Origin of the sequence: Micromonospora zamorensis, from assembly GCF_900090275.1 — a bacterium.
Lineage (GTDB): Bacteria > Actinomycetota > Actinomycetes > Mycobacteriales > Micromonosporaceae > Micromonospora > Micromonospora zamorensis.
On sequence record NZ_LT607755.1, the window covers coordinates 211,698 to 229,700 of the forward strand.

Consider the following 18,003-nt stretch of genomic DNA (forward strand, 5'->3'; position numbering starts at 1 on the left):
AAGGACACCACCGAGGACGGGAGTGACGGCGATGAGGGTGCAGCGCAGGCACGTGCTGGCGGCGACCGTGGCGGTCGTCGCCGCCGCGGGTGTGGCGGTGGGGACCAGCTTCGGGTTCGCCGGCACCACCCCGGCACGGTCGTCCGTCTGCTCCGGCTCGGTCACGTTCTCGGCGGAGGGCGGTGCGCCAGCGGCCACCAGCGACCGTTTCCCGGTGGGTACCCGGTTGCGGGTGACCAACCTGGACAACAACCGGGCTGCCACGGTGACGGTGACCGGCCCGTCGGGTAGCTGTGTGCTGCTCAACGCCGCCGCCATGGAGCTGGTCCGGGAGCCGGGCAAGAACGTGATCCGCCGCAACGTGGTGGAGCGGCTGGACGGAGCGGCGCCGGTCGGGCAGCCACCTGCCGGCACGGTCCGTCCCGGCGTTGCGTCTCCCGGCGCACCCGGCCCGGCACCCAGCTCGGTCTGCTCGGGGCCGATCACCTTCTTCGCCGAGGTTGGAGCACCGGCGGCGACCAGTGGACAGTTCCCGGTGGGCACCCGGCTGCGCGTGACCAACCTGGACAACAACCGGGTGACGACGGTGACGGTGACCGGCCCGTCGGGCAGTTGTGTGCTGCTCAACGACGCCGCGATGGCGCAGATCCGGGAGCCGGGCAAGAACCTCATCCGCCGCAACACGGTCGAGGTCATCCGCTGACGCTCCAGCCTCAGTCGGCCTGCCAGGTGCCGTCGTCGCGGACCCGGGCCGGTGCGCGGCCCAGCAGCAGAGTCGTCAACGCGCTGTCGATGGAGTCGCCGAGGAACCACTCGCCGGCCTGATCGAGCGCGAAGACCCGGCCACGCTCGTCCACCGCGAGGATGCTGTCCTGCTGCTCGGTGCCGATCGGAAAGAGGCGTACGCCGAGGACAGCGCCGAAGTCCGCGAGGGTGTCGGCGGTGTGGGCGATGGTGTGCGGGCGGATGTCGAAACGGGAGATCCACACCTGCTCGCCCCGCCCGCGCCGCGCGCCGACCAGGCTGGGAAACGCGGTCAGCGCCTCCACGGCCGCGGGAAAGACCGTGTGCTGATGGGTCAGCCCCGACACGGCGGTGACGTCCCGCACGGCCGCGGCGGCCATGATCTGGTCCCCGATGTGCGGTCGCCACCCGGCCGCGACCAGCGCGTTGGCGACCTCCGCCGGGAAGCGCCCAGGATCGGGGTCGGTTGCCGCCGGCGCACGCCAGGGTTCGGTGTACGCCCGAGCCGACTCCGGCAGGACGTTGGCGCGCACCAGGAAGGTGATGCACGAGTCGCAGGGCAGCTCGGCGGGGCCACCAGCCGGATCACCCGGCTCCCGGAGCCGGAAGATCTCGAACCGGGCGCCCTCCAGCAACGCCGCCGCCTCGGCCCGACCCATCGGCGCGATGCCCTCGGCGGCCCGGCGGTGGTCGTACTCGTGCAGGACGTCGGAGACCACGATCAGCTCGGCGTGCGACTCCCCGCCCCGGACCAGGTCGCCAGGGGGTAGCTGGTCCAGGTAGTCGCGGACCAGCGGGTGATGGTTGAGCGGGACGTCGGCCCTGGTGCCCTGGGCGGTCCAGATCCGCCCGTCGAGCGCCAGATGGGCGGCGGTGTTCGGGGTGGCTGCCCGGTGGATCTCCCGGGCCAGCAGACTTGACGGGTCGACGGTGCGGGGAGAGGCCGGCCCGGTGGGACGGCTGCGTCGGTACAGATCCGCCACCACGTCGCTCGGCACCCGCGGCCAGGTGGTGACCTTGCCGGTCTGCTTGTCGATGACCGTCGTCGGCAGGTCCCCCGGGACCGTACGCACCTCGGTGGGCACGACCGACGTGATGACGAAGCCAAGGTCGAACTCGTCGACCATCGCTGTGCACTCGTGCCCGAGGCGCTGCGAGTCGCGGCGGGCCCAGGTGGCCGCGAGCTGCTCGGCCTGTTGACGGTCGATCACGCACTGAAACTACCGGACTACACGGATCGATGGCAGCCGGTATGGTGCTGCTCTACCGACGGTGACGGGAGGGGCGGCGGTGAGCGAACATGTGGACCGACACGCCAACCGCGAGCTACGGGCCCGGTTCGACGACGTGTACGGGCAATATCAGCAGCTCAGGTCCGGTTTGGACACCCTGCAGGCGAGGCTCGCCGAGCTGCGAGTGACCCGCCGGTCGGCCGACGGGCAGGTCACCGCCACGGTGGGGGCCCGAGGCGAGGTCATCGAGGTCGAGCTGACGCCGGCCGTCTACCGCGAGCGGGACGCCGGGGCGCTCGGCCGAAAAATCACCGAAACGATTCGGGCCGCCGCGACCGCCGCCGCCGACGCCACCCGCGACCTCGTCGCCGAGGCCGTGCCGGCCAACTCCGGCTCGATGGACTTCCTGCGCACCGGTGACTACGCGGCCCTGCTCGGCCGGGCCGACGCCGTGCTCGGCAGGCGTGAGGGGACGGCATGACCGACGGGCAGCTCTGGCTCGATCCGTCCCGGGCGCGTCGGGGCGGTGCCGACCTGGCGCTCGCCGGCGAGGCGGTCGCGGCCCGTCGAGCAGCGGAAGGCGGTGCGATCGAGGCCGCCAGCGGTGCCCGGCCATGGGGTCGCGACGACATCGGCGCCGCGTTCGAGCGCAACTACCGCGCGATCGAGCAGACCGTGCTGCGGGCCTGGGCGGGCGTCGGGCATCAGCTCACCGAGTTGGGCGGCGACGTGGTCCGGGCGGTCGACGCGAGCGTGCAGACCGACGGGGCCAGCGCCGCCCGGTTCGGTCGGGTCACCGACCAGCGCTGACGGCCGACGATCCCGATGAGCGTGCTGCCGAGCCCGATCCCGCACCCCCTCGACCACGCACCCTGGGACGTTCCGGGCTGGATCTACGAGGCCCTGGACTGGGTGGTCGGGGTGCAGTGGCCGGAGGGCAACGAGCGGGCCGTCTGGGACGTCGCCGACCAGTGGTACGAGGTCGCCACCGTGCTTGCCGGCCCGCACACCGACGCCGCCACGGCCGCTGCCGAGGTGCACAACGGGTATGGCGGGGTCGGGGCCGTCGACGCGGCGTTCGTGGCGGCCTGGCGGGGGATCGCCGAGGGTGCCGACGCCCCGCTCCCCGTGCTGCTGGCGGTCACCGCCGACCTGGGCCGGCTGGTCGAGGAGTGCGGCTGCGACATCGAGGGCGCCAAGCTGGAAGTCTGGATCGAGCTGGGCATCCTGGTCATCGAGTTGCTCTCGGTGGCGGTCGCGGCGGTGCTGACCGCCGGTGCCGCAACCCCCGCCGCCGGCGCGGCGATGACCGCTACCCGGCTGCTGATCCAGCAGATCTTCAAGCGGCTGATGGGTCAACTGGCCAGCAAGTCCCTCAGACACGGGCTCAAGGAGGCCGGCGAACGGGCCGCCAAGGAGGTCACCCGGGGTGGCGTGCGAGGGCTCGCCAAGCGGGCCACCCGTGGAGGGTTGGAGGAGGCCGCCGAGGAGAGCGGCGTCACCCTGGCCACCCAGGCGTACCAGAACTCCACCGGGCGGGCGCACGGCCTGGACATGACCGACCTCGGCGCATCGGCGGTCGGCGGGCTCGCCGGCGGGGCCGTGGCTCCACTTGCCGGCCTGGGCCGGCACGCCACCGGGCGGGCGGCCCGGGTCGGGGAGCACCTGGGGCGGGAGATGACCGGCGAGGTGCTCGCCGACAGTGCTGCCAGCCTGGCCACCGGCCAGGGCCTCACCTCCGTGGAGGACGTGGCACGCGCTGCCGCGTCCGGGGCCACCGGCTCGGCGACCGGCCAGACCGACCACGCGTTACGGGCACGACTCGACGCGCAGACCAGCGCCCTCGCCGGGGCGTCATTCGCCAGCCCGTCGCTTCCGTCCATGCCGGCGGTGGTGTCGGGGGATTCGGCTCTCTCGGGGGCGGCGTCCTCTTCGGGCGGGGCTGCTTTCCTGGGCGCGGCCTCGTCTTTGGATGGGGCGTCTTCTTCGGGCGCGGCCTCGTCTTCAGGTGGGGCGCCTTCCGGGGGTGCGGCGTCTTCTGGCGGTGTGCCTTCTGCGTCGGGTGCTGTGCCTTCGGGGGAGATCTCGTCGCCGGTGGTGCCGGTGCAGGCGACGGCAGTCGCCGCCACTTCACCTGACCAGCTGACGCCGGTACGCGCCGAGATGCCGACGGAGCCGGGCGTTCACCCGTCAAGGGTGACCGATCTGCCGCCCGTCGACGCCTCCGACCTGCCCGCGGTTGCCGAGCTGCACGTGTCGTCACCATCCTCGGTAGGCGTGGTGTCCGACGTGGACGCCGCCGACCGCTCGCTGCGCCCGTCCGAGCCGACGCCGTCGACGGATGGGCCCCTGTCGAAGGTGGCGGGCGCGGCACATCCGGTCGCGGCCGACCCGACGCTCTCGTCGGTGGCTGCTGATCCGAGGCTCTCGTCGGTGGCTGCTGATCCGACGCTTTCGTCGGTGGGCACCGATTCGCGGTTCTCGCCGGTGGCCGCACCTGTGGCCTGGACCTTTGAGCCGAGCAGCGGACCGGCCACCGGTGTCACGCCCGGCAGTTCGCCGCACACCTCCACCGCTGGCCCGGTCACGTGGTCTCCGTCGACCGGCGCGTCACCACCGACGACCACCGTCGGCCCGACAACGCCGGTCACCTTCGGTGGCCCAAGCACGACCAACCGCCAGTCGGTCACACCGACGGTGGTGGGCCGATCCGCCGTGCCATCGCGCGCCCCGACACGGGAGGCGCGCCCACCCGACCATCCCGCCAGAGGCAGGGCGTCGATCCCCGTCGAGGTGGTGTTCGGCGATCCGGTCGTGCCAGCGATCGACCCCGACGACTGGTACGCGGCGCAGTGGGCCGCCGAGGCGGAAGCCGCCGAGCGGCGGCGCTACCAGGGCCACTACGAGTCGCAACGGATCGGCTTCGAGAACAACCGCCGGCAGGCGGAGGCCACCCGACTGCGCGCCCGGGCCGCGGAGCACGATCGCCGGGCGGTCGAGTACGCCACCTACGCCCGGCAGTTGCACCAAGCAGGTCACCGACAGTGGGCCGACGGCTGGCAGCGGGCCGCGAACGACGAGACACGCGCGTACGCCCAATGGCGTGACCTCGCGGATGCGGTGCTGGCCGGCACCACGGCGCCGCCGGTCGTGGATCTCGGCGCCGGCACCTTCGAGCACGCGAACAGGGACGTCGGCGCGCTCGCGCTCGGCGCGGTGGAGACTGCCGGGCCGTCCCGGCTCACCGGCGACGACGTGCCCCCGCCGATCGACGATTCCCGGCCATATGGGCGGCCCGGAGGGCTGCGCCCACCGCTCGCCCTGCACCAGGTCGACGTCGAACGGCAGATGCCCCGCGAGTGGGACGGCAGCATCACCCGCACCGCCGACCCCCGACGGGGCGGCTGGTTCCGACTGCTGAACGACGGAGGTCCCGCAGCCGACGCCACCCGAGGCATCAACTGCCTGGACTGCACACTGTCATTGTTCGAGACCTGGGTGCACGGGCGGCCACGAGTGTCGGCACCACGTACCTTCGACGGCTACCTGGACGGGGACATCCGGCGCCCGATCCGCGGCGAGGCAGGCGGCCCGGGCCGGGTGGAGGACGTCACCGGCGGGCGCTTCCAGCAACTCCTCGCCCCGCCGTCCGGCCAGCGTCCGTACGCCGAGCAGGCACGGCAGGCCGCCGACCGGGGCTACCGCAACCTGCGCGACCAACTGCTGTTGGGAGGCCACGGCAGCTACGCATTCGTGGTCACCGAGTGGCCGCACGGCGGTTCCCACGCCTGGGTGGCGCTCAACCAGAACGGCACCGTGCTCTACGTCGACCCGCAGAACGGGGTGGTCCAGGACCGTCCCCTGTATCCCGACGTGGTGGGCATCGACGCGCTGGTGCTGAGCGGGGACGGGCGACCGATGCCGCTCGGCGGGCTGCCCCGGGGCAGGTTCAGTGAGCGGCCCGACCTGCCGGACCATCCGTCGACGGACGACAACGGCGGCCACGGTGACCCGTACATCAACCGGATGTACCTGTTGCTGGACGGCCCGGGCTCGGTGCAGCACCCGGTCACGCCGGGCGACGCTGTGGCCAAAGCGGTTGAGCCCCATCCTCCAAGCGTTGAGTCGGCGCAGCTCACCGCAGCCGAGTTGGCGGGTTTGACGGATCTTCGTGCTCGCGCACTCGCGATCGCTGATCGAGTCGAGGAGACTCTGGCGCAGGTCGGGCGGAACGTGACTGAGGCTATGGGCCTCAACGAGCCGATCCAGTTGCGCGATCGCGCTTTTCGCGTCAAAGGGCTGGATTCGTTGGCGCGGAAGTTCATTGACGAGGCGCGGGGTCTGGCCATCGGAGTCGAGGAATTCTCGGAGACGGTGAACGATGTTCTGCGGTTCTTGTTCGAGATGCCACCTCGGGAGAACTATCGGCATGCTGTCCAGTTGGTGCTTGAGGGCCTCGTGGAAGCTGGTTTTTCTGTCCCACGGTCGGAACTCAAGAACTTCTGGCGGGCAGGTAACAGGTTCTATGGCTTCAACTGCACTCTCCGATCTGCCGACGGGTTCCTCATCGAATTGCAACTGCACACAAGCGACTCGCGGGCAGCATGGGTCGAGACTCATGATGACTACGAGATCCTGCGCCGTGCCTCGAGCAGGCCGGAGGAGCATGTGCAGGCGTTCCTGCGGATGCTTACCACGAACCGTGAGCGCCGGATGTCAGAGCATGTTCCATCCGACTTGGAAGATCACTTTCCGACCAAGGACGCAAGCTTCGCCAAGTGGTTGAGCCGAAACGGGGATGCTTGGCAGAAGTATCAATCGTGGCTTGACCGCCAAGGGGTCAGCTTCCCGCAAGTGGTGCAGGAGTTGGGGCTAAGTTCTCACGATTTTCCAGTAGCAGGGGACGTCGCCGTCAAGTTGGAGAAAGAAATTGTTGACGTATTACGTAATCTACCGGAATGACGAAAGAGCGGGAGGGCCGGCTGGGCTTTTCGTGATGGATGTGGGTGCAGGAAAGGCAATTCTTTGGGATCACCGCGCCGGAGGTTGGGCCTTCGATCCTGATCTGGTCGCGCGCTTCGTCAACGACTATCGAAACGGTGACCGCTTTGAAACCGCCGATCGGGTGACGGCCGAGCGGGTCGCCGAGGCAATCAGCGGTGGTAGCGCACTGCCTGATGAGGACGGCATCCGCGCCATGTTCGCGTCTGGTACCAGCGGCGGCGGTCCGTGGCCACCTGGTCAGTGATGAGCAGACGCGTGATCGCACCGCTGGCTACCGAGGCGGGGGCGAGCTGACTCTGTCGTACGTGTTGCGGCACCTCTGCCTCGGCGAGCAGGCCGCCGGTCGCATTGACGTGGCGCGGCAGTTCGTGGAAGGCAGGCGGCGCGGGCGGGGAAGTGGCAGAGCCGAATAACATCGACGCATGGCGAGACCCGGTACGGAGAACACCAAGCCCAACCTCTGGGCATGGCCGGTCGGCATCATGATCGGTCTGGCTGTCGGCATTCCCGTTTTCGGTTCGAAGGGCGGGGTGGCCTTCGGTGTCGCCCTCGGGGTTGTCTTCGCGGTCACCTTCGGTGCGACCAGACGTCGGACCGGTGGCGACCCCGTCGGCGGGGCGGCGGGGCGAGAGGTCAGCTCCACGGACGCGGGTCAGGGCAACATCTCGACTGACGACGCCACCGTGGCTCACGCCGATGGCTCGCGCCGAGGGTGATCGACTCCGGTTTGGTGAAATCGGGGCATCCGGGTCCTTCGGATAGCCCGATTTTCATGAAGTCGAGTGGATCACGCCCGGGCGCGGTGCCGGGGCGGGCAGCGGCGCTGGGGCTAGCGGCGCTGAGCCGTGTGGTGGTGCCGGGCAGTGTGGCGGAGGCGGTGGCCGTACAGGAGGAGTTGCGGCCATTGGTCGACCTGGTCGGGCCGGGCCCCAGCGCGCCCGCGACGGTGGCCGGCCTGGACGTCGCGTACGGCCAGGGTGGTGACCTCCTGGCGGCGGCCGTGACGGTGCTGGACGCCGCGACGTTGGAGGTGGTGGATTCCGCGGTCAGCGTGGGAGAGCCCGCGTTCGACTACGTGCCGGGGTTGTTCGCCTTTCGTGAGTTGCCCGCGCTGCTCACCGCGTTGGACCGCCTGAGCGTCCTGCCCGACCTGCTGGTCTGCGACGGGCACGGTCTGGCCCATCCGCGACGGTTCGGGCTGGCCTGCCACCTTGGCGTGGTCACCGGGTTGCCGGCGATCGGGGTGGGGAAGACGCCGCTGGTCGGGACGTGGGATCCGCCGGCCGCCGAGCGGGGTGCGTGGTCGCCGCTGTGCGACGGCGGTGACGTCGTCGGCCGGGTGTTGCGCACCCAGGACGGGGTGAAGCCGGTCTTCGTCAGCGTCGGGCATCGGATGAGCCTGGAGAACGCGACAGCGCAGGTGCTCGCGCTGGCCCCGCGCTACCGGCTGCCGGAGACCACCCGCACCGCCGATCGACTCAGCCGCGACGCCCTCGCCATCGCCGAACAGACCGACTGACCGCGCCGAGCGCGCCGAACCGACCCCATCGAGCACGCCGACTGATCGCGCCCGGCGGGCCGGTCGGAACGCGCTCCGGTCGGACCCGCGCCGACCTTCTTTGCAGGTCGGCGGGCCGGGCCGTAAACCGTAACGCCGCACACATCCGGGCCGCTCTATGACCGATGGGGTAGGTGGGCCGGTAGTAGCCTGACCCGCGGACCCCACCCGGGGAGAACGGCGAGGTGATCATGACGGTGCGTCGACGCGCGGCACAGCTCGCGGCGGTCTGCGGTCTGGTGGGCGGCCTGGTGATGCTCGGTGCGTCACCGGCGCTGGCCGACGAGGACTCGGTCCGGGTGGGTGCGGCCAGCAGCTTCGCCGCCGGCGGTTCCCCGCAGGGGGTGAACGTCGCGGTGCGCAAGCGCACCAATGGGTGCGTCCTGCTGCGTACCGCGCTGGGTCTGCGTCTTGAGGGTCTTGAGCCAAGCCAGGTGAAGGTCGAGGTCAACGCGGGCGGGCGCTGGTTGCCGGTGGGCGTCTCGGGTGGCGGCGGCACGGTGGCCACCGTGCCGACGTCGCCGACGAAGCCGACCCTGTGCAAGGGCAAGGGCATCACCGTGCGATACCGGGTGGCGTTCGCCGCGGGTGTCCCGGGTGGTCAACTCGTCGTCAGCGGCGCGGGTGTCAGCGCCATCGGTCAGGAGTTGGGTCGGGGCAGCGACACGGCGAAGGTGGCCGGCGCGCGGGTCACCCCGTCGCCGACGCCGTCGAAGAAGCCGACGCCCACCCCCAGCCCGTCCGAGGTCGCGACCGTCGACGAGGCGGTGAACCCGGCCGCCCCGGGTGTGGTGTCGAGTGCCCCGAACACCACGGCGACTGCCGCGGAGTCGTCCGGAGGAGGTTCGGTGGTGATGTTCTTCGGCATCGTGATGGTCGCGGTCGGTCTGCTGCTCATCGTGCTGCTGGTGCGTCGCTCGCGGCAGGACCGCAAGCCGTCCGACCAGTCGCCCGAGATGCTGCCGGGCAACCCCGGCGGCACCACCTACCGCGCCGGCGGTGGGTCGCCGGCCGCGCCCGGTCGCCCCGGCCAGGTGTACGGCCAGCAGCCACCGGCCGCCGGCTGGGGTGCCGTGCCGTCCCCGCGCCCCGCCACCGGTGGGGTCTACGGTGCGCGCCCCGGCGGTGCCGGTGCGGTCCCGGAGCCGACGCAGCCGATGCCGGGGACACCCGGAACTCGACCGCTGCCCGGGGACCCGCCGACGGACGAGGGCGGCCACACTGTCTTCATTCCCCGGCTCCCGGGCTGAGCGGGGCGAGACACGAACCCTCCGTTAGGCTCAGGACCGGTGTCCAACTTGCGGCCAAGGAGCGGAACACGTGTCTGATCTGTCCCAGATTGTGAAGGCGTACGACGTCCGAGGGACGGTGCCGGACCAGTGGGACGAGCGGGCCGCCGAGGCACTGGGCGCCGCATTCACCCAGCTGCTCAACTCCACCGACGAGCCGGGCGACGCGGTTGTCGTCGGGTACGACATGCGGGCCACCTCGCCCGGGCTGGCCGCCGCGTTCGCCGCCGGCGTACGGGCCGAGGGGCGCTCGGTGATCGAGATCGGGCTCGCCTCCACCGACCTGCTCTACTTCGCCTCCGGCTCGCTCGACCTGCCCGGTGCGATGTTCACCGCCAGTCACAACCCCGCGCAGTACAACGGCATCAAGATGTGCCGCTCCGGTGCCCGGCCGATCGGCCAGGAGAGCGGCCTGACGGAGATCCGGGACCGGGCCCAGGCCCTCCTTGACTCGGGCGAGGCCCGTCCGGCCGGTGAGCCGACCCAGCCGGTCGAGCGACGTGACATGCTCCCCGACTACGCCGCCTACCTGCGCAAGCTGGTCGACCTCTCGGGCATCCGGCCGCTGAAGGTCGTCGTGGACGCCGGTAACGGGATGGGCGGTTTCACCGTCCCCACCGTGCTGGGCGACGCCGCCCTGTCGCCGCTGCCGCTGGAGATCGTGCCGCTCTACTTCGAGCTGGACGGCAGCTTCCCCAACCACGAGGCCAACCCCCTGGACCCGGCCAACCTGGTCGACCTCCAGCGCGCGGTGGTCGAGCACGGTGCCGACATCGGGCTGGCCTTCGACGGTGACGCCGACCGGTGCTTCGTGGTGGACGAGCGCGGCGAGCCGGTCTCGCCGTCGGCGATCACCGCCCTCGTCGCCGCACGTGAGCTGGCCAAGCACCCGGGCTCCACCGTGATCCACGGTCTGATCACCTCCAGCGCGGTCGCGGAGATCATCCGTGAGCACGGGGGGCAGCCGCTCGTCGCCCGGGTCGGGCACTCCTTCATCAAGGCGGAGATGGCCCGCACCAATGCCGTCTTCGGCGGCGAACACTCCGCGCACTACTACTTCCGTGACTTCTGGTTCGCCGACACCGGAATGCTCGCGGCGATGCACACGCTGGCCGCGTTGGGTGAGCAGTCGCTGCCACTGTCCGTGATGGCCGGCGAGTTCGAGCGTTACGTCGCCTCGGGCGAGATCAACTCGACGGTGGCCGACCAGGCGGCGGCGGTGGCCGAGGTGCGGGCCGCGTACCCGGACGCGGTGGCCGACGAGATGGACGGTCTCACCCTGCGATTCCCCGACGGCGCGTGGTTCAACCTGCGCGCCTCCAACACCGAGCCGCTGCTGCGGCTCAACGTCGAGGCGCCCACCCGGGATCGGATGGTCTCGCTCCGGGACGACGTGCTGGACCGCGTTCGCCGATAAGATCGCCTGCGCCGGTCGGCACCGCCGCCGGTGAAGCCGCACACGTGGAAGGAGCCGTGCCATGGCCCTGGATCCGCAGTTGCTCGAGATTCTCGCCTGTCCGGACACGCACCACGCCCCGCTCACCTACGACGCCGAGGCGCAGACGTTGACCTGCACGGAGTGCGGTCGCATCTTCGAGGTCCGCGACGACGTGCCGGTGCTGTTGCTGGACGAGGCGCGCGGCGGCCCCGGGCAGCCGTCGTGATCGACGGTACGGCCGGGGTCAGCGGACGTCGCGATGCCGATGAAGCCCTGCTCGACAACCCGGAGGCGCTGGCCGAGCACGACCCGGGCGGCATGCTCCGGCACACGGCGTCGGCCGGTGCGCAGGTCCGCGAGAGCGCCGCACTGGCTGCCGAGGCGAACCTGGCGGTGCTCGCCGACGACGGGCGGCCCCGAGCCGTGGTCATCGCCGGCATCGGCACGGCGGGGCGTACCGGAGACGTGCTGGCCACGGTCGCCGGGCCGCGCTGCCCGGTCCCGATCATCGGGCACCGCAGTGCCGGCGTACCCGGTTGGGTGGGCGCGGCCGACGTGGTGATCGCGGTGAGCGCGTCCGGTCGTAGCCCGGAGGCGCTCGGCGCGGCCGAGGCGGCGCACCGGCGTGGTGCCCGGCTGGTCGCCGTGGGTGCCCCCGACTCGCAGTTGCAGTCGATCGCCGAGCAGGCCCGGGCGCCGTTCATTCCGGTGCCCCGGCGTGCTCCGGCCCGGGCCAGCCTCTGGGCGCTCACCGTGCCGGTGCTGCTCGCGGCCCGTTCCCTCGGGCTCGTGAAGGTCAACGAGGCGGACCTGGCGGAGACCGCGGCCCGGCTCGACGCGGATGCCGACCGCTGCCGGTCCGCCGCCGAGTCCTTCGTCAACCCGGCGAAGTCGCTGGCCCTGGCCCTGGCCGGCTCGATCCCGATCGTCTGGGGCTCGTCCCCACTGGCCACCGTGGCCGCCCGCCGGTTCGGCGACACCCTGTCGGCCAACGCCCGCTACCCGGTGGTCACCGGGGCGCTCGGTGAGGCCGGTCGGGGTCGGGTCGGGCTGCTCGACGGCGTCTTCGGCGGTCTGGCCGAGGGGGAGCGGGACATCTTCGCCGACCCGGCCGAGGACGACGGCGAGGGCACCCGACTGCGGTTGGTGTTGTTGCGCGACGGCGGGCTCAACGCCGAGGACGACACCGACGAGCCCTTCGCCGTCGAGGAGCGCCGCGCGGACGCGGTGCAGACCCTCGCCGAGCGCCGTGGCGTGCGGTGCGACGTGGTGACCGCCGAGGGTGGCTCCGCGTTGGAGCGGCTGGCCTCGCTGATCGCGGTCCCGGATTTTGCCTCGATCTACCTTGCCCTGGCCCATGGGCTGGACCCGATGGCCGTGCCGGCCATCACCGAAATGAAGGAGCTGTCGAACCAGTGAACGAACGCAATGGGCGGCGCATCATGCGCGGACCGGTTGGCTTCGTACGTCGAAGCGGAGCGGTGGCATGAGCGCCAACGGTGGGACGAAGGCGATTGTCGCCGCCCTGCTGGCAAACGTCGGCATCGCCATCACCAAGTTCGTCGCGTTCCTGCTGACCAGCTCGTCGTCGATGTTGGCCGAGTCGGTCCACTCGGTCGCCGACTCCGGCAACCAGGCACTGCTGCTGCTCGGCGGCAAGCGGGCCAAGCGGGCGGCCACCCCGGAGCACCCGTTCGGGTACGGCCGGGAGCGCTACATCTACGCGTTCATCGTGTCCATCGTGCTGTTCAGCATCGGTGGCCTGTTCGCCCTGTACGAGGCGTACCACAAGTGGTCGGATCCGCACGGGATCACCGAGTGGCAATGGGTGCCGATCGTCGTGCTGGTGGCGGCGATCATCATGGAGTCGTTCTCCTTCCGGACCGCCATCAAGGAGTCCAACCACGTCCGGGGCAACCAGTCCTGGGTGCGCTTCATCCGCCGGGCCAAGGCGCCCGAGCTGCCGGTGGTGCTGCTGGAGGACTTCGGCGCCCTGGTCGGTCTGGTGTTCGCGCTGTTCGGTGTGACCATGACGCTGATCACCGGCAACGGTGAGTGGGACGCCGCCGGCACCGCGATGATCGGCGTGCTGCTGGTGCTCATCGCCATCGTGCTGGCAATCGAGACGAAGAGTCTGCTGCTTGGTGAGGGTGCCGAGGCATCCGACGTCGCCGCCATCGAGCGCGCCGTCACCGAAGGCCCCGAGGTGGAGCGGATCATCCACATGAAGACGCTCTACCTGGGCCCGGAAGAGCTGATGGTGGCCGCGAAGATCGGCGTGCCGGCGTGCGAGAGCGCCCAGGACCTGGCCCGTGGCATCAACGCCGTGGAGGCGCGGATCCGCGCCGCGGTGCCGACCGCCCGGGTGATCTACCTGGAGCCGGACATCTACAGCGTCGCCGCCGCCGAAGCCGGCACCGGCACCGCTGCTGACACCGCCGCGCCGCAGCCAGAGGCCGAGCGGTCCGGGGGCTGACTGGTGGAGCCACTGTACGGACCGATCCGCGACTACGCCTGGGGGTCTCGTTCGGCCATCGCTCTCCTCCAGGGGAGGTCGGTGCCCAGCGAGGGTCCGGAGGCGGAGCTGTGGTTGGGCGCCCACCCGGGCGCCCCGGCCAGCGTGGTCCGTTCCGGCCTCCGGGTGAGCCTCTGTGACCTGGTGCGGGACGAGCCGGGGCAGTGGCTCGGCCAGCGGGTGTCCGAGCGGTTCGGCAGTCGTCTGCCGTTCCTGCTCAAGGTCCTCGCGGCCGACGCTCCGCTGAGCCTCCAGGCTCATCCGGACGCCGAGCAGGCCCGGGCTGGCTTCGCGGCGCAGGCCGGGCGCCCCGAGGGGGAGCGCAACTACTCCGACCCGCACCACAAACCGGAGTTGCTGGTCGCGCTCACGCCGTTCGAGGCGCTGTGCGGTTTCCGGGACCCGGCGGAGTCGGCGGAGGCGCTCGCCGCGTTCGGCGTACCGCAGTTGGCGCCGGTGGTCGAGGCGTTGCGGGCCGGGCCGGCGGGGCTGAAGACGGCGGTCCGGACGCTGCTCGGCTGGCCGGTCGAGCAGCGCGACGAGTTGTTGGGCGCCGTGCTGGCGTCGTCGGCCGACGGCCCGGACGCGGACCTGGTCCGCCGGCTGGCCAAGGCATACCCGGCCGATCCGGGTGCACTGGTGGCACTGCTGCTGCACCACCTACGACTGGTCGCGGGCGAGGGGATCTGGATGCCGGCCGGCAACCTGCACGCCTACCTGAGCGGCTGCGGGGTGGAGATCATGGCGGCAAGCGACAACGTGCTGCGCGGTGGTCTGACCCCGAAGCGGGTGGACGTCGACGAGTTGCTGCGGGTGCTGCGTTTCGAGGTGCTCGACGATCCGGTGCGGGCCGCCCAGCCGGTGGGCCCGGGTGTGGATTGCTGGCCCGTGCCGGTGGACGACTTCGCGCTGCATCGGGTACGCGTCGGTGCGGAGGTGCCCTCGGTCACGCTGACGCTGCCCGGTCCCCGGGTGGTGCTTTGCGGTGGCGGTTCGATCACCGTGGACGATGGCGCCGGTGCGGTGACGCTCGCGTCCGGTGAGGCGGCGATCGGCACGGCGGCCGGCGAGCCGTTGCGGGTCAGCGGTGCCGGTGAGGCGTACGTGGCGACCTCTGGGTTGCGCTGACAGGCTCGTCCGGCAACGACACAAGTCCGACTTTCCCGGAATAGCTTGACGCTGCCCTGCCTGAGTGTGACTCTATGAGTACGCAGCGTTATCGCGACGACGGTCCGAGAACGTGCGGGGGAACCAAACCGGGGGGATGCACGGGGCGGGCGGGACGTGGGCGGTTATCCGTCCATCACCGACCGCCCCGTGCGCTGTCCGCAGCCCGTCCCCGGATGCCCGTCGCTGGCGCGCGTAAGGTGGAAGGTCGGCGCAGACATCGTTCGACAGGAGCTTTCATGACCAGCACCCTCCCGGCGTCCGCCAGCGGTACGCCGTCCGAGGCCCGGCCGAGCACGCTCGCCGAAGGCGACTTCAAGGTGGCGGATCTGTCGCTCGCCGAGTTCGGGCGTAAGGAGATTCAGCTCGCCGAGCACGAGATGCCCGGCCTGATGTCGATTCGCCGGGAGTTCGCCGAGGCGCAGCCCCTCGCCGGCGCGCGGATCACCGGCTCACTGCACATGACCATCCAGACCGCCGTCCTGATCGAGACGCTGGTCGCGCTCGGCGCGCAGGTGCGCTGGGCGTCCTGCAACATCTTCTCCACCCAGGACCACGCCGCCGCGGCGATCGTCGTCGGCCCGGAGGGCACCCCAGAGGCTCCGGCGGGCGTGCCGGTGTACGCGTGGAAGGGCGAGACCCTCCCGGAATACTGGTGGTGCACCGAGCAGGTGCTCGCCTGGCCGGACGGGCAGGGCCCGAACATGATCCTCGACGACGGCGGCGACGCCACCCTGCTCGTGCACAAGGGTGCGGAGTTCGAGAAGGCCGGGGCGGTTCCGCCGGTCGAGTCCGCCGACTCCGAGGAGTACGGCGTCATCCTCGAGGTGCTGCACCGCTCGCTCGGCGAGGACAACCAGCGCTGGACCCGGATCTCCGCCGGCATCAAGGGCGTGACCGAGGAGACCACCACGGGCGTGCACCGGCTCTACGAGATGCACCGCGCGGGCACCCTGCTCTTCCCGGCCATCAACGTCAACGACTCGGTGACCAAGAGCAAGTTCGACAACAAGTACGGCTGCCGGCACTCGCTGATCGACGGCCTCAACCGGGCCACCGACGTGCTGATCGGCGGCAAGATGGCCGTGGTGATGGGCTACGGCGACGTGGGCAAGGGGTGTGCCGAGTCGCTGCGCGGCCAGGGCGCCCGGGTCGTGGTGACCGAGGTCGACCCGATCTGCGCGTTGCAGGCCGCGATGGACGGCTACCAGGTCGCCACCCTGGACGACGTGGTCGAGCAGGCGGACATCTTCATCACCGCGACCGGCTGCTTCGACGTCATCACCAACGAGCACATGGCCCGGATGAAGCACCAGGCCATCGTCGGCAACATCGGCCACTTCGACAACGAGATCGACATGGCCGGTCTGGCCAAGCGTTCCGACGTCGAGCGGGTCAACATCAAGCCGCAGGTCGACCTGTGGCGCTTCGCCGACGGGCACGCGATCATCGTGCTCTCCGAGGGCCGCCTGCTGAACCTGGGCAACGCCACCGGTCACCCGAGCTTCGTGATGTCGAACTCGTTCGCGAACCAGACGATCGCCCAGATCGAGCTGTTCACCAAGACCGAGGAATACCCGATCGGCGTCTACGTGCTGCCCAAGCACCTGGACGAGAAGGTGGCCCGGCTGCACCTGGGCGCGCTCGGCGCCAAGCTGAGCACGCTCACCAAGGAGCAGGCCGCGTACCTGGGTGTCTCCACGGAGGGTCCGTTCAAGCCGGATCACTACCGCTACTGATCGACGATTCGGGACCGGGTCGGCTGTTCGCAGCCGGCCCGGTTTCGTCGTTTCCGGCATCAGGGCCGGCGGGCTCAGCCTGACCGAGGGCCGCGGCGGGTGGGGCGGAACCACGTCCAGACGCACCAGGCCAGCCAGCCGACCGACACCACGGTGGCCAGGGCCCGCAGGCGCAACGCGCTGAGCAGCAGCACAACGGCCAGCACCGTCAGCCACGGCAGGAATGCCTTCACGGCGGGGATCCTCCCACAGTCGACCGGGGTGGCCCGCCCTCCCGAGGCCGAAGAGGCTGGTCAACAGGGCGAGTGAGCTTGTCGCGATCGACTTGACGCCAGCCCCGAGCGGGAGGAAGGTATGCCTGCCCTAAGTCAGTTGAGGCGTGCCTAATCAACTCGGAGCCCGGATGTTCGCCACCTACCTGATCGGCCTTCGGGAAGGCCTGGAGGCCACCCTGGTGGTCAGCATTTTGGTCGCCTTCCTGGTGAAGTCGCAGCGTCGGGACCGGTTGCCCCAGGTCTGGGCGGGCGTCGGTCTGGCCGTCGTGCTCTCGGTGCTCTTCGGCTGGCTGATCGAGTACACGTCGACCTCGCTGCTGGCCCGTTCCGAGGACCGGGAGCTGTTCGAGGCGATCACCTCCGTCGCCGCCGTCGTCTTCGTCACCTGGATGATCTTCTGGATGCGCCGGGCTGCCCGGACCATCGCCGGCGAGCTGCGGGGCAAGCTCACCGAGGCGCTGGCCGTCGGGTCCCTCGCGGTCGCCGGCATGGCCTTCCTCGCGGTGATCCGCGAGGGCCTGGAGACGGCACTGATCTTCTACTCGGCCGCCCAGGGCGCGGCCGGCGACAGTCGACCGCTGCTCGCGTTGATCGGCGGCATCGTCACCGCCGTGGTGCTCGGCGTGCTGCTCTACGCCAGCGCCCTGCGGATCAACCTCAGCAAGTTCTTCACCTGGACCGGTGCGCTGCTGATCCTGGTCGCCGCCGGCATCCTCAAGTACGGCGTGCACGACTTCCAGGAGGCCGGCGTCCTGCCCGGCCTGAACGACCTGGCCTTCGACATCACCAGCACGCTCGACCCGAGCACCTGGTACGCCGCCCTGCTCGCCGGCATGTTCAACGTGACTCCCGCGCCCACCGTGCTGGAGACCATCGCCTGGGTCGGGTACGCCGTACCGGTCCTCCTGCTCTTCCTGCGGCCTGCCCGGCGTACGCCGGCACCCGCCGCGACCACCACCGTCACCGAGCGCGGGGCCGACACCGGCACCGAGGCCGAGGCCGAGGCGGCGTCCACGCCGCAGCGTGCCTGACTCCACGAGGA

At 70.9% G+C, this 18,003-nt stretch carries 17 protein-coding genes; 15 read left to right on the top strand and 2 right to left on the bottom strand.

Annotated elements, in window-relative coordinates:
- Positions 1 to 31: 31 nt before the first annotated feature.
- A complete protein-coding gene (locus GA0070619_RS00985) occupies positions 32 to 703 on the top strand; it encodes an RlpA-like double-psi beta-barrel domain-containing protein (protein WP_088946305.1) in 672 nt (223 codons plus the stop codon).
- 10 nt (positions 704 to 713) lie between these two features.
- Here the strand turns inward: GA0070619_RS00985 and GA0070619_RS00990 are convergent, their stop codons facing one another.
- Entirely contained in the window at positions 714 to 1,955 is a 1,242-nt protein-coding gene (locus tag GA0070619_RS00990; RefSeq protein WP_088946306.1) for an SUKH-3 domain-containing protein, read from the bottom strand.
- Between the two features lie 79 nt (positions 1,956 to 2,034).
- Between GA0070619_RS00990 and GA0070619_RS00995 the strand changes: the two genes are divergently transcribed.
- The 13 genes from GA0070619_RS00995 to ahcY all read left to right on the top strand — a co-directional run bounded on the left by GA0070619_RS00995 (position 2,035) and on the right by ahcY (position 16,686).
- Positions 2,035 to 2,457, top strand: coding sequence for a YbaB/EbfC family nucleoid-associated protein (locus tag GA0070619_RS00995; protein WP_088946307.1), 423 nt, complete (start codon positions 2,035 to 2,037; stop codon positions 2,455 to 2,457).
- Positions 2,454 to 2,786, top strand: a complete 333-nt coding sequence (locus GA0070619_RS01000; protein WP_088946308.1) for a hypothetical protein — start codon at positions 2,454 to 2,456, stop codon at positions 2,784 to 2,786. The genes GA0070619_RS00995 and GA0070619_RS01000 overlap by 4 nt, the downstream gene beginning before the upstream one ends.
- 15 nt (positions 2,787 to 2,801) lie before the next feature.
- Complete coding sequence (locus GA0070619_RS01005) at positions 2,802 to 6,938, top strand: toxin glutamine deamidase domain-containing protein (RefSeq protein WP_088946309.1); 4,137 nt, start codon at positions 2,802 to 2,804, stop codon at positions 6,936 to 6,938.
- Between the two features lie 34 nt (positions 6,939 to 6,972).
- Positions 6,973 to 7,224, top strand: a complete 252-nt coding sequence (locus GA0070619_RS32100; RefSeq protein ID WP_157743865.1) for a hypothetical protein — start codon at positions 6,973 to 6,975, stop codon at positions 7,222 to 7,224.
- A 178-nt stretch (positions 7,225 to 7,402) separates the two neighbouring features.
- Positions 7,403 to 7,696: a hypothetical protein gene (locus tag GA0070619_RS01010; RefSeq protein WP_088946310.1), complete on the top strand. Its 294-nt coding sequence runs from the start codon at positions 7,403 to 7,405 to the stop codon at positions 7,694 to 7,696.
- 137 nt (positions 7,697 to 7,833) lie between these two features.
- Complete coding sequence (nfi, locus tag GA0070619_RS01015; RefSeq protein WP_231927533.1) at positions 7,834 to 8,499, top strand: deoxyribonuclease V; 666 nt, start codon at positions 7,834 to 7,836, stop codon at positions 8,497 to 8,499.
- 230 nt (positions 8,500 to 8,729) lie between these two features.
- On the top strand, positions 8,730 to 9,788 hold the full coding sequence (locus tag GA0070619_RS01020) for a hypothetical protein (protein WP_157743866.1): 1,059 nt from the start codon (positions 8,730 to 8,732) through the stop codon (positions 9,786 to 9,788).
- 70 nt (positions 9,789 to 9,858) lie between these two features.
- Positions 9,859 to 11,244 (top strand): phosphomannomutase/phosphoglucomutase, encoded by a 1,386-nt coding sequence (locus GA0070619_RS01025; RefSeq protein WP_088946312.1) that lies wholly within the window; start codon positions 9,859 to 9,861, stop codon positions 11,242 to 11,244.
- Positions 11,245 to 11,305: 61 nt separating this feature from the next.
- Positions 11,306 to 11,491 carry a Trm112 family protein gene (locus tag GA0070619_RS01030; RefSeq protein WP_030490836.1) on the top strand — a complete coding sequence of 62 codons (186 nt, stop codon included), beginning with the start codon at positions 11,306 to 11,308 and terminating at the stop codon, positions 11,489 to 11,491.
- On the top strand, positions 11,488 to 12,684 hold the full coding sequence (locus GA0070619_RS01035) for an SIS domain-containing protein (protein WP_088946313.1): 1,197 nt from the start codon (positions 11,488 to 11,490) through the stop codon (positions 12,682 to 12,684). The genes GA0070619_RS01030 and GA0070619_RS01035 overlap by 4 nt, the downstream gene beginning before the upstream one ends.
- Positions 12,685 to 12,751: 67 nt before the next feature.
- Entirely contained in the window at positions 12,752 to 13,741 is a 990-nt protein-coding gene (locus GA0070619_RS01040) for a cation diffusion facilitator family transporter (protein ID WP_088946314.1), read from the top strand.
- Between the two features lie 3 nt (positions 13,742 to 13,744).
- On the top strand, positions 13,745 to 14,908 hold the full coding sequence (gene manA / locus GA0070619_RS01045) for a mannose-6-phosphate isomerase, class I (RefSeq protein ID WP_088946315.1): 1,164 nt from the start codon (positions 13,745 to 13,747) through the stop codon (positions 14,906 to 14,908).
- Between the two features lie 278 nt (positions 14,909 to 15,186).
- Entirely contained in the window at positions 15,187 to 16,686 is a 1,500-nt protein-coding gene (ahcY, locus tag GA0070619_RS01050) for an adenosylhomocysteinase (protein ID WP_088946316.1), read from the top strand.
- A 74-nt stretch (positions 16,687 to 16,760) separates the two neighbouring features.
- On the opposite strand, the gene GA0070619_RS32630 is transcribed toward ahcY, so the two are convergent.
- Positions 16,761 to 16,919, bottom strand: coding sequence for a hypothetical protein (locus GA0070619_RS32630; protein WP_172861943.1), 159 nt, complete (start codon positions 16,917 to 16,919; stop codon positions 16,761 to 16,763).
- Positions 16,920 to 17,089: 170 nt separating this feature from the next.
- On the opposite strand from GA0070619_RS32630, the gene efeU reads away from it, so the two are divergent.
- Positions 17,090 to 17,992: an iron uptake transporter permease EfeU gene (efeU, locus tag GA0070619_RS01055; protein WP_231927219.1), complete on the top strand. Its 903-nt coding sequence runs from the start codon at positions 17,090 to 17,092 to the stop codon at positions 17,990 to 17,992.
- Positions 17,993 to 18,003: the final 11 nt, after the last annotated feature.

Bases quoted from the DNA above. Each gene is read 5' to 3' on its own strand.
- GA0070619_RS00985 (WP_088946305.1), top strand. From the start codon at position 32: ATGAGGGTGCAGCGCAGGCACGTGCTGGCGGCGACCGTGGCGGTCGTC.
- GA0070619_RS01000 (WP_088946308.1), top strand. From the start codon at position 2,454: ATGACCGACGGGCAGCTCTGGCTCGATCCGTCCCGGGCGCGTCGGGGC.
- GA0070619_RS01005 (WP_088946309.1), top strand. From the start codon at position 2,802: ATGAGCGTGCTGCCGAGCCCGATCCCGCACCCCCTCGACCACGCACCC.
- GA0070619_RS32100 (WP_157743865.1), top strand. From the start codon at position 6,973: ATGGATGTGGGTGCAGGAAAGGCAATTCTTTGGGATCACCGCGCCGGA.
- GA0070619_RS01010 (WP_088946310.1), top strand. From the start codon at position 7,403: ATGGCGAGACCCGGTACGGAGAACACCAAGCCCAACCTCTGGGCATGG.
- GA0070619_RS01020 (WP_157743866.1), top strand. From the start codon at position 8,730: ATGACGGTGCGTCGACGCGCGGCACAGCTCGCGGCGGTCTGCGGTCTG.
- GA0070619_RS01030 (WP_030490836.1), top strand. From the start codon at position 11,306: ATGGCCCTGGATCCGCAGTTGCTCGAGATTCTCGCCTGTCCGGACACG.
- GA0070619_RS01040 (WP_088946314.1), top strand. From the start codon at position 12,752: ATGAGCGCCAACGGTGGGACGAAGGCGATTGTCGCCGCCCTGCTGGCA.
- ahcY (WP_088946316.1), top strand. From the start codon at position 15,187: ATGACCAGCACCCTCCCGGCGTCCGCCAGCGGTACGCCGTCCGAGGCC.
- efeU (WP_231927219.1), top strand. From the start codon at position 17,090: ATGTTCGCCACCTACCTGATCGGCCTTCGGGAAGGCCTGGAGGCCACC.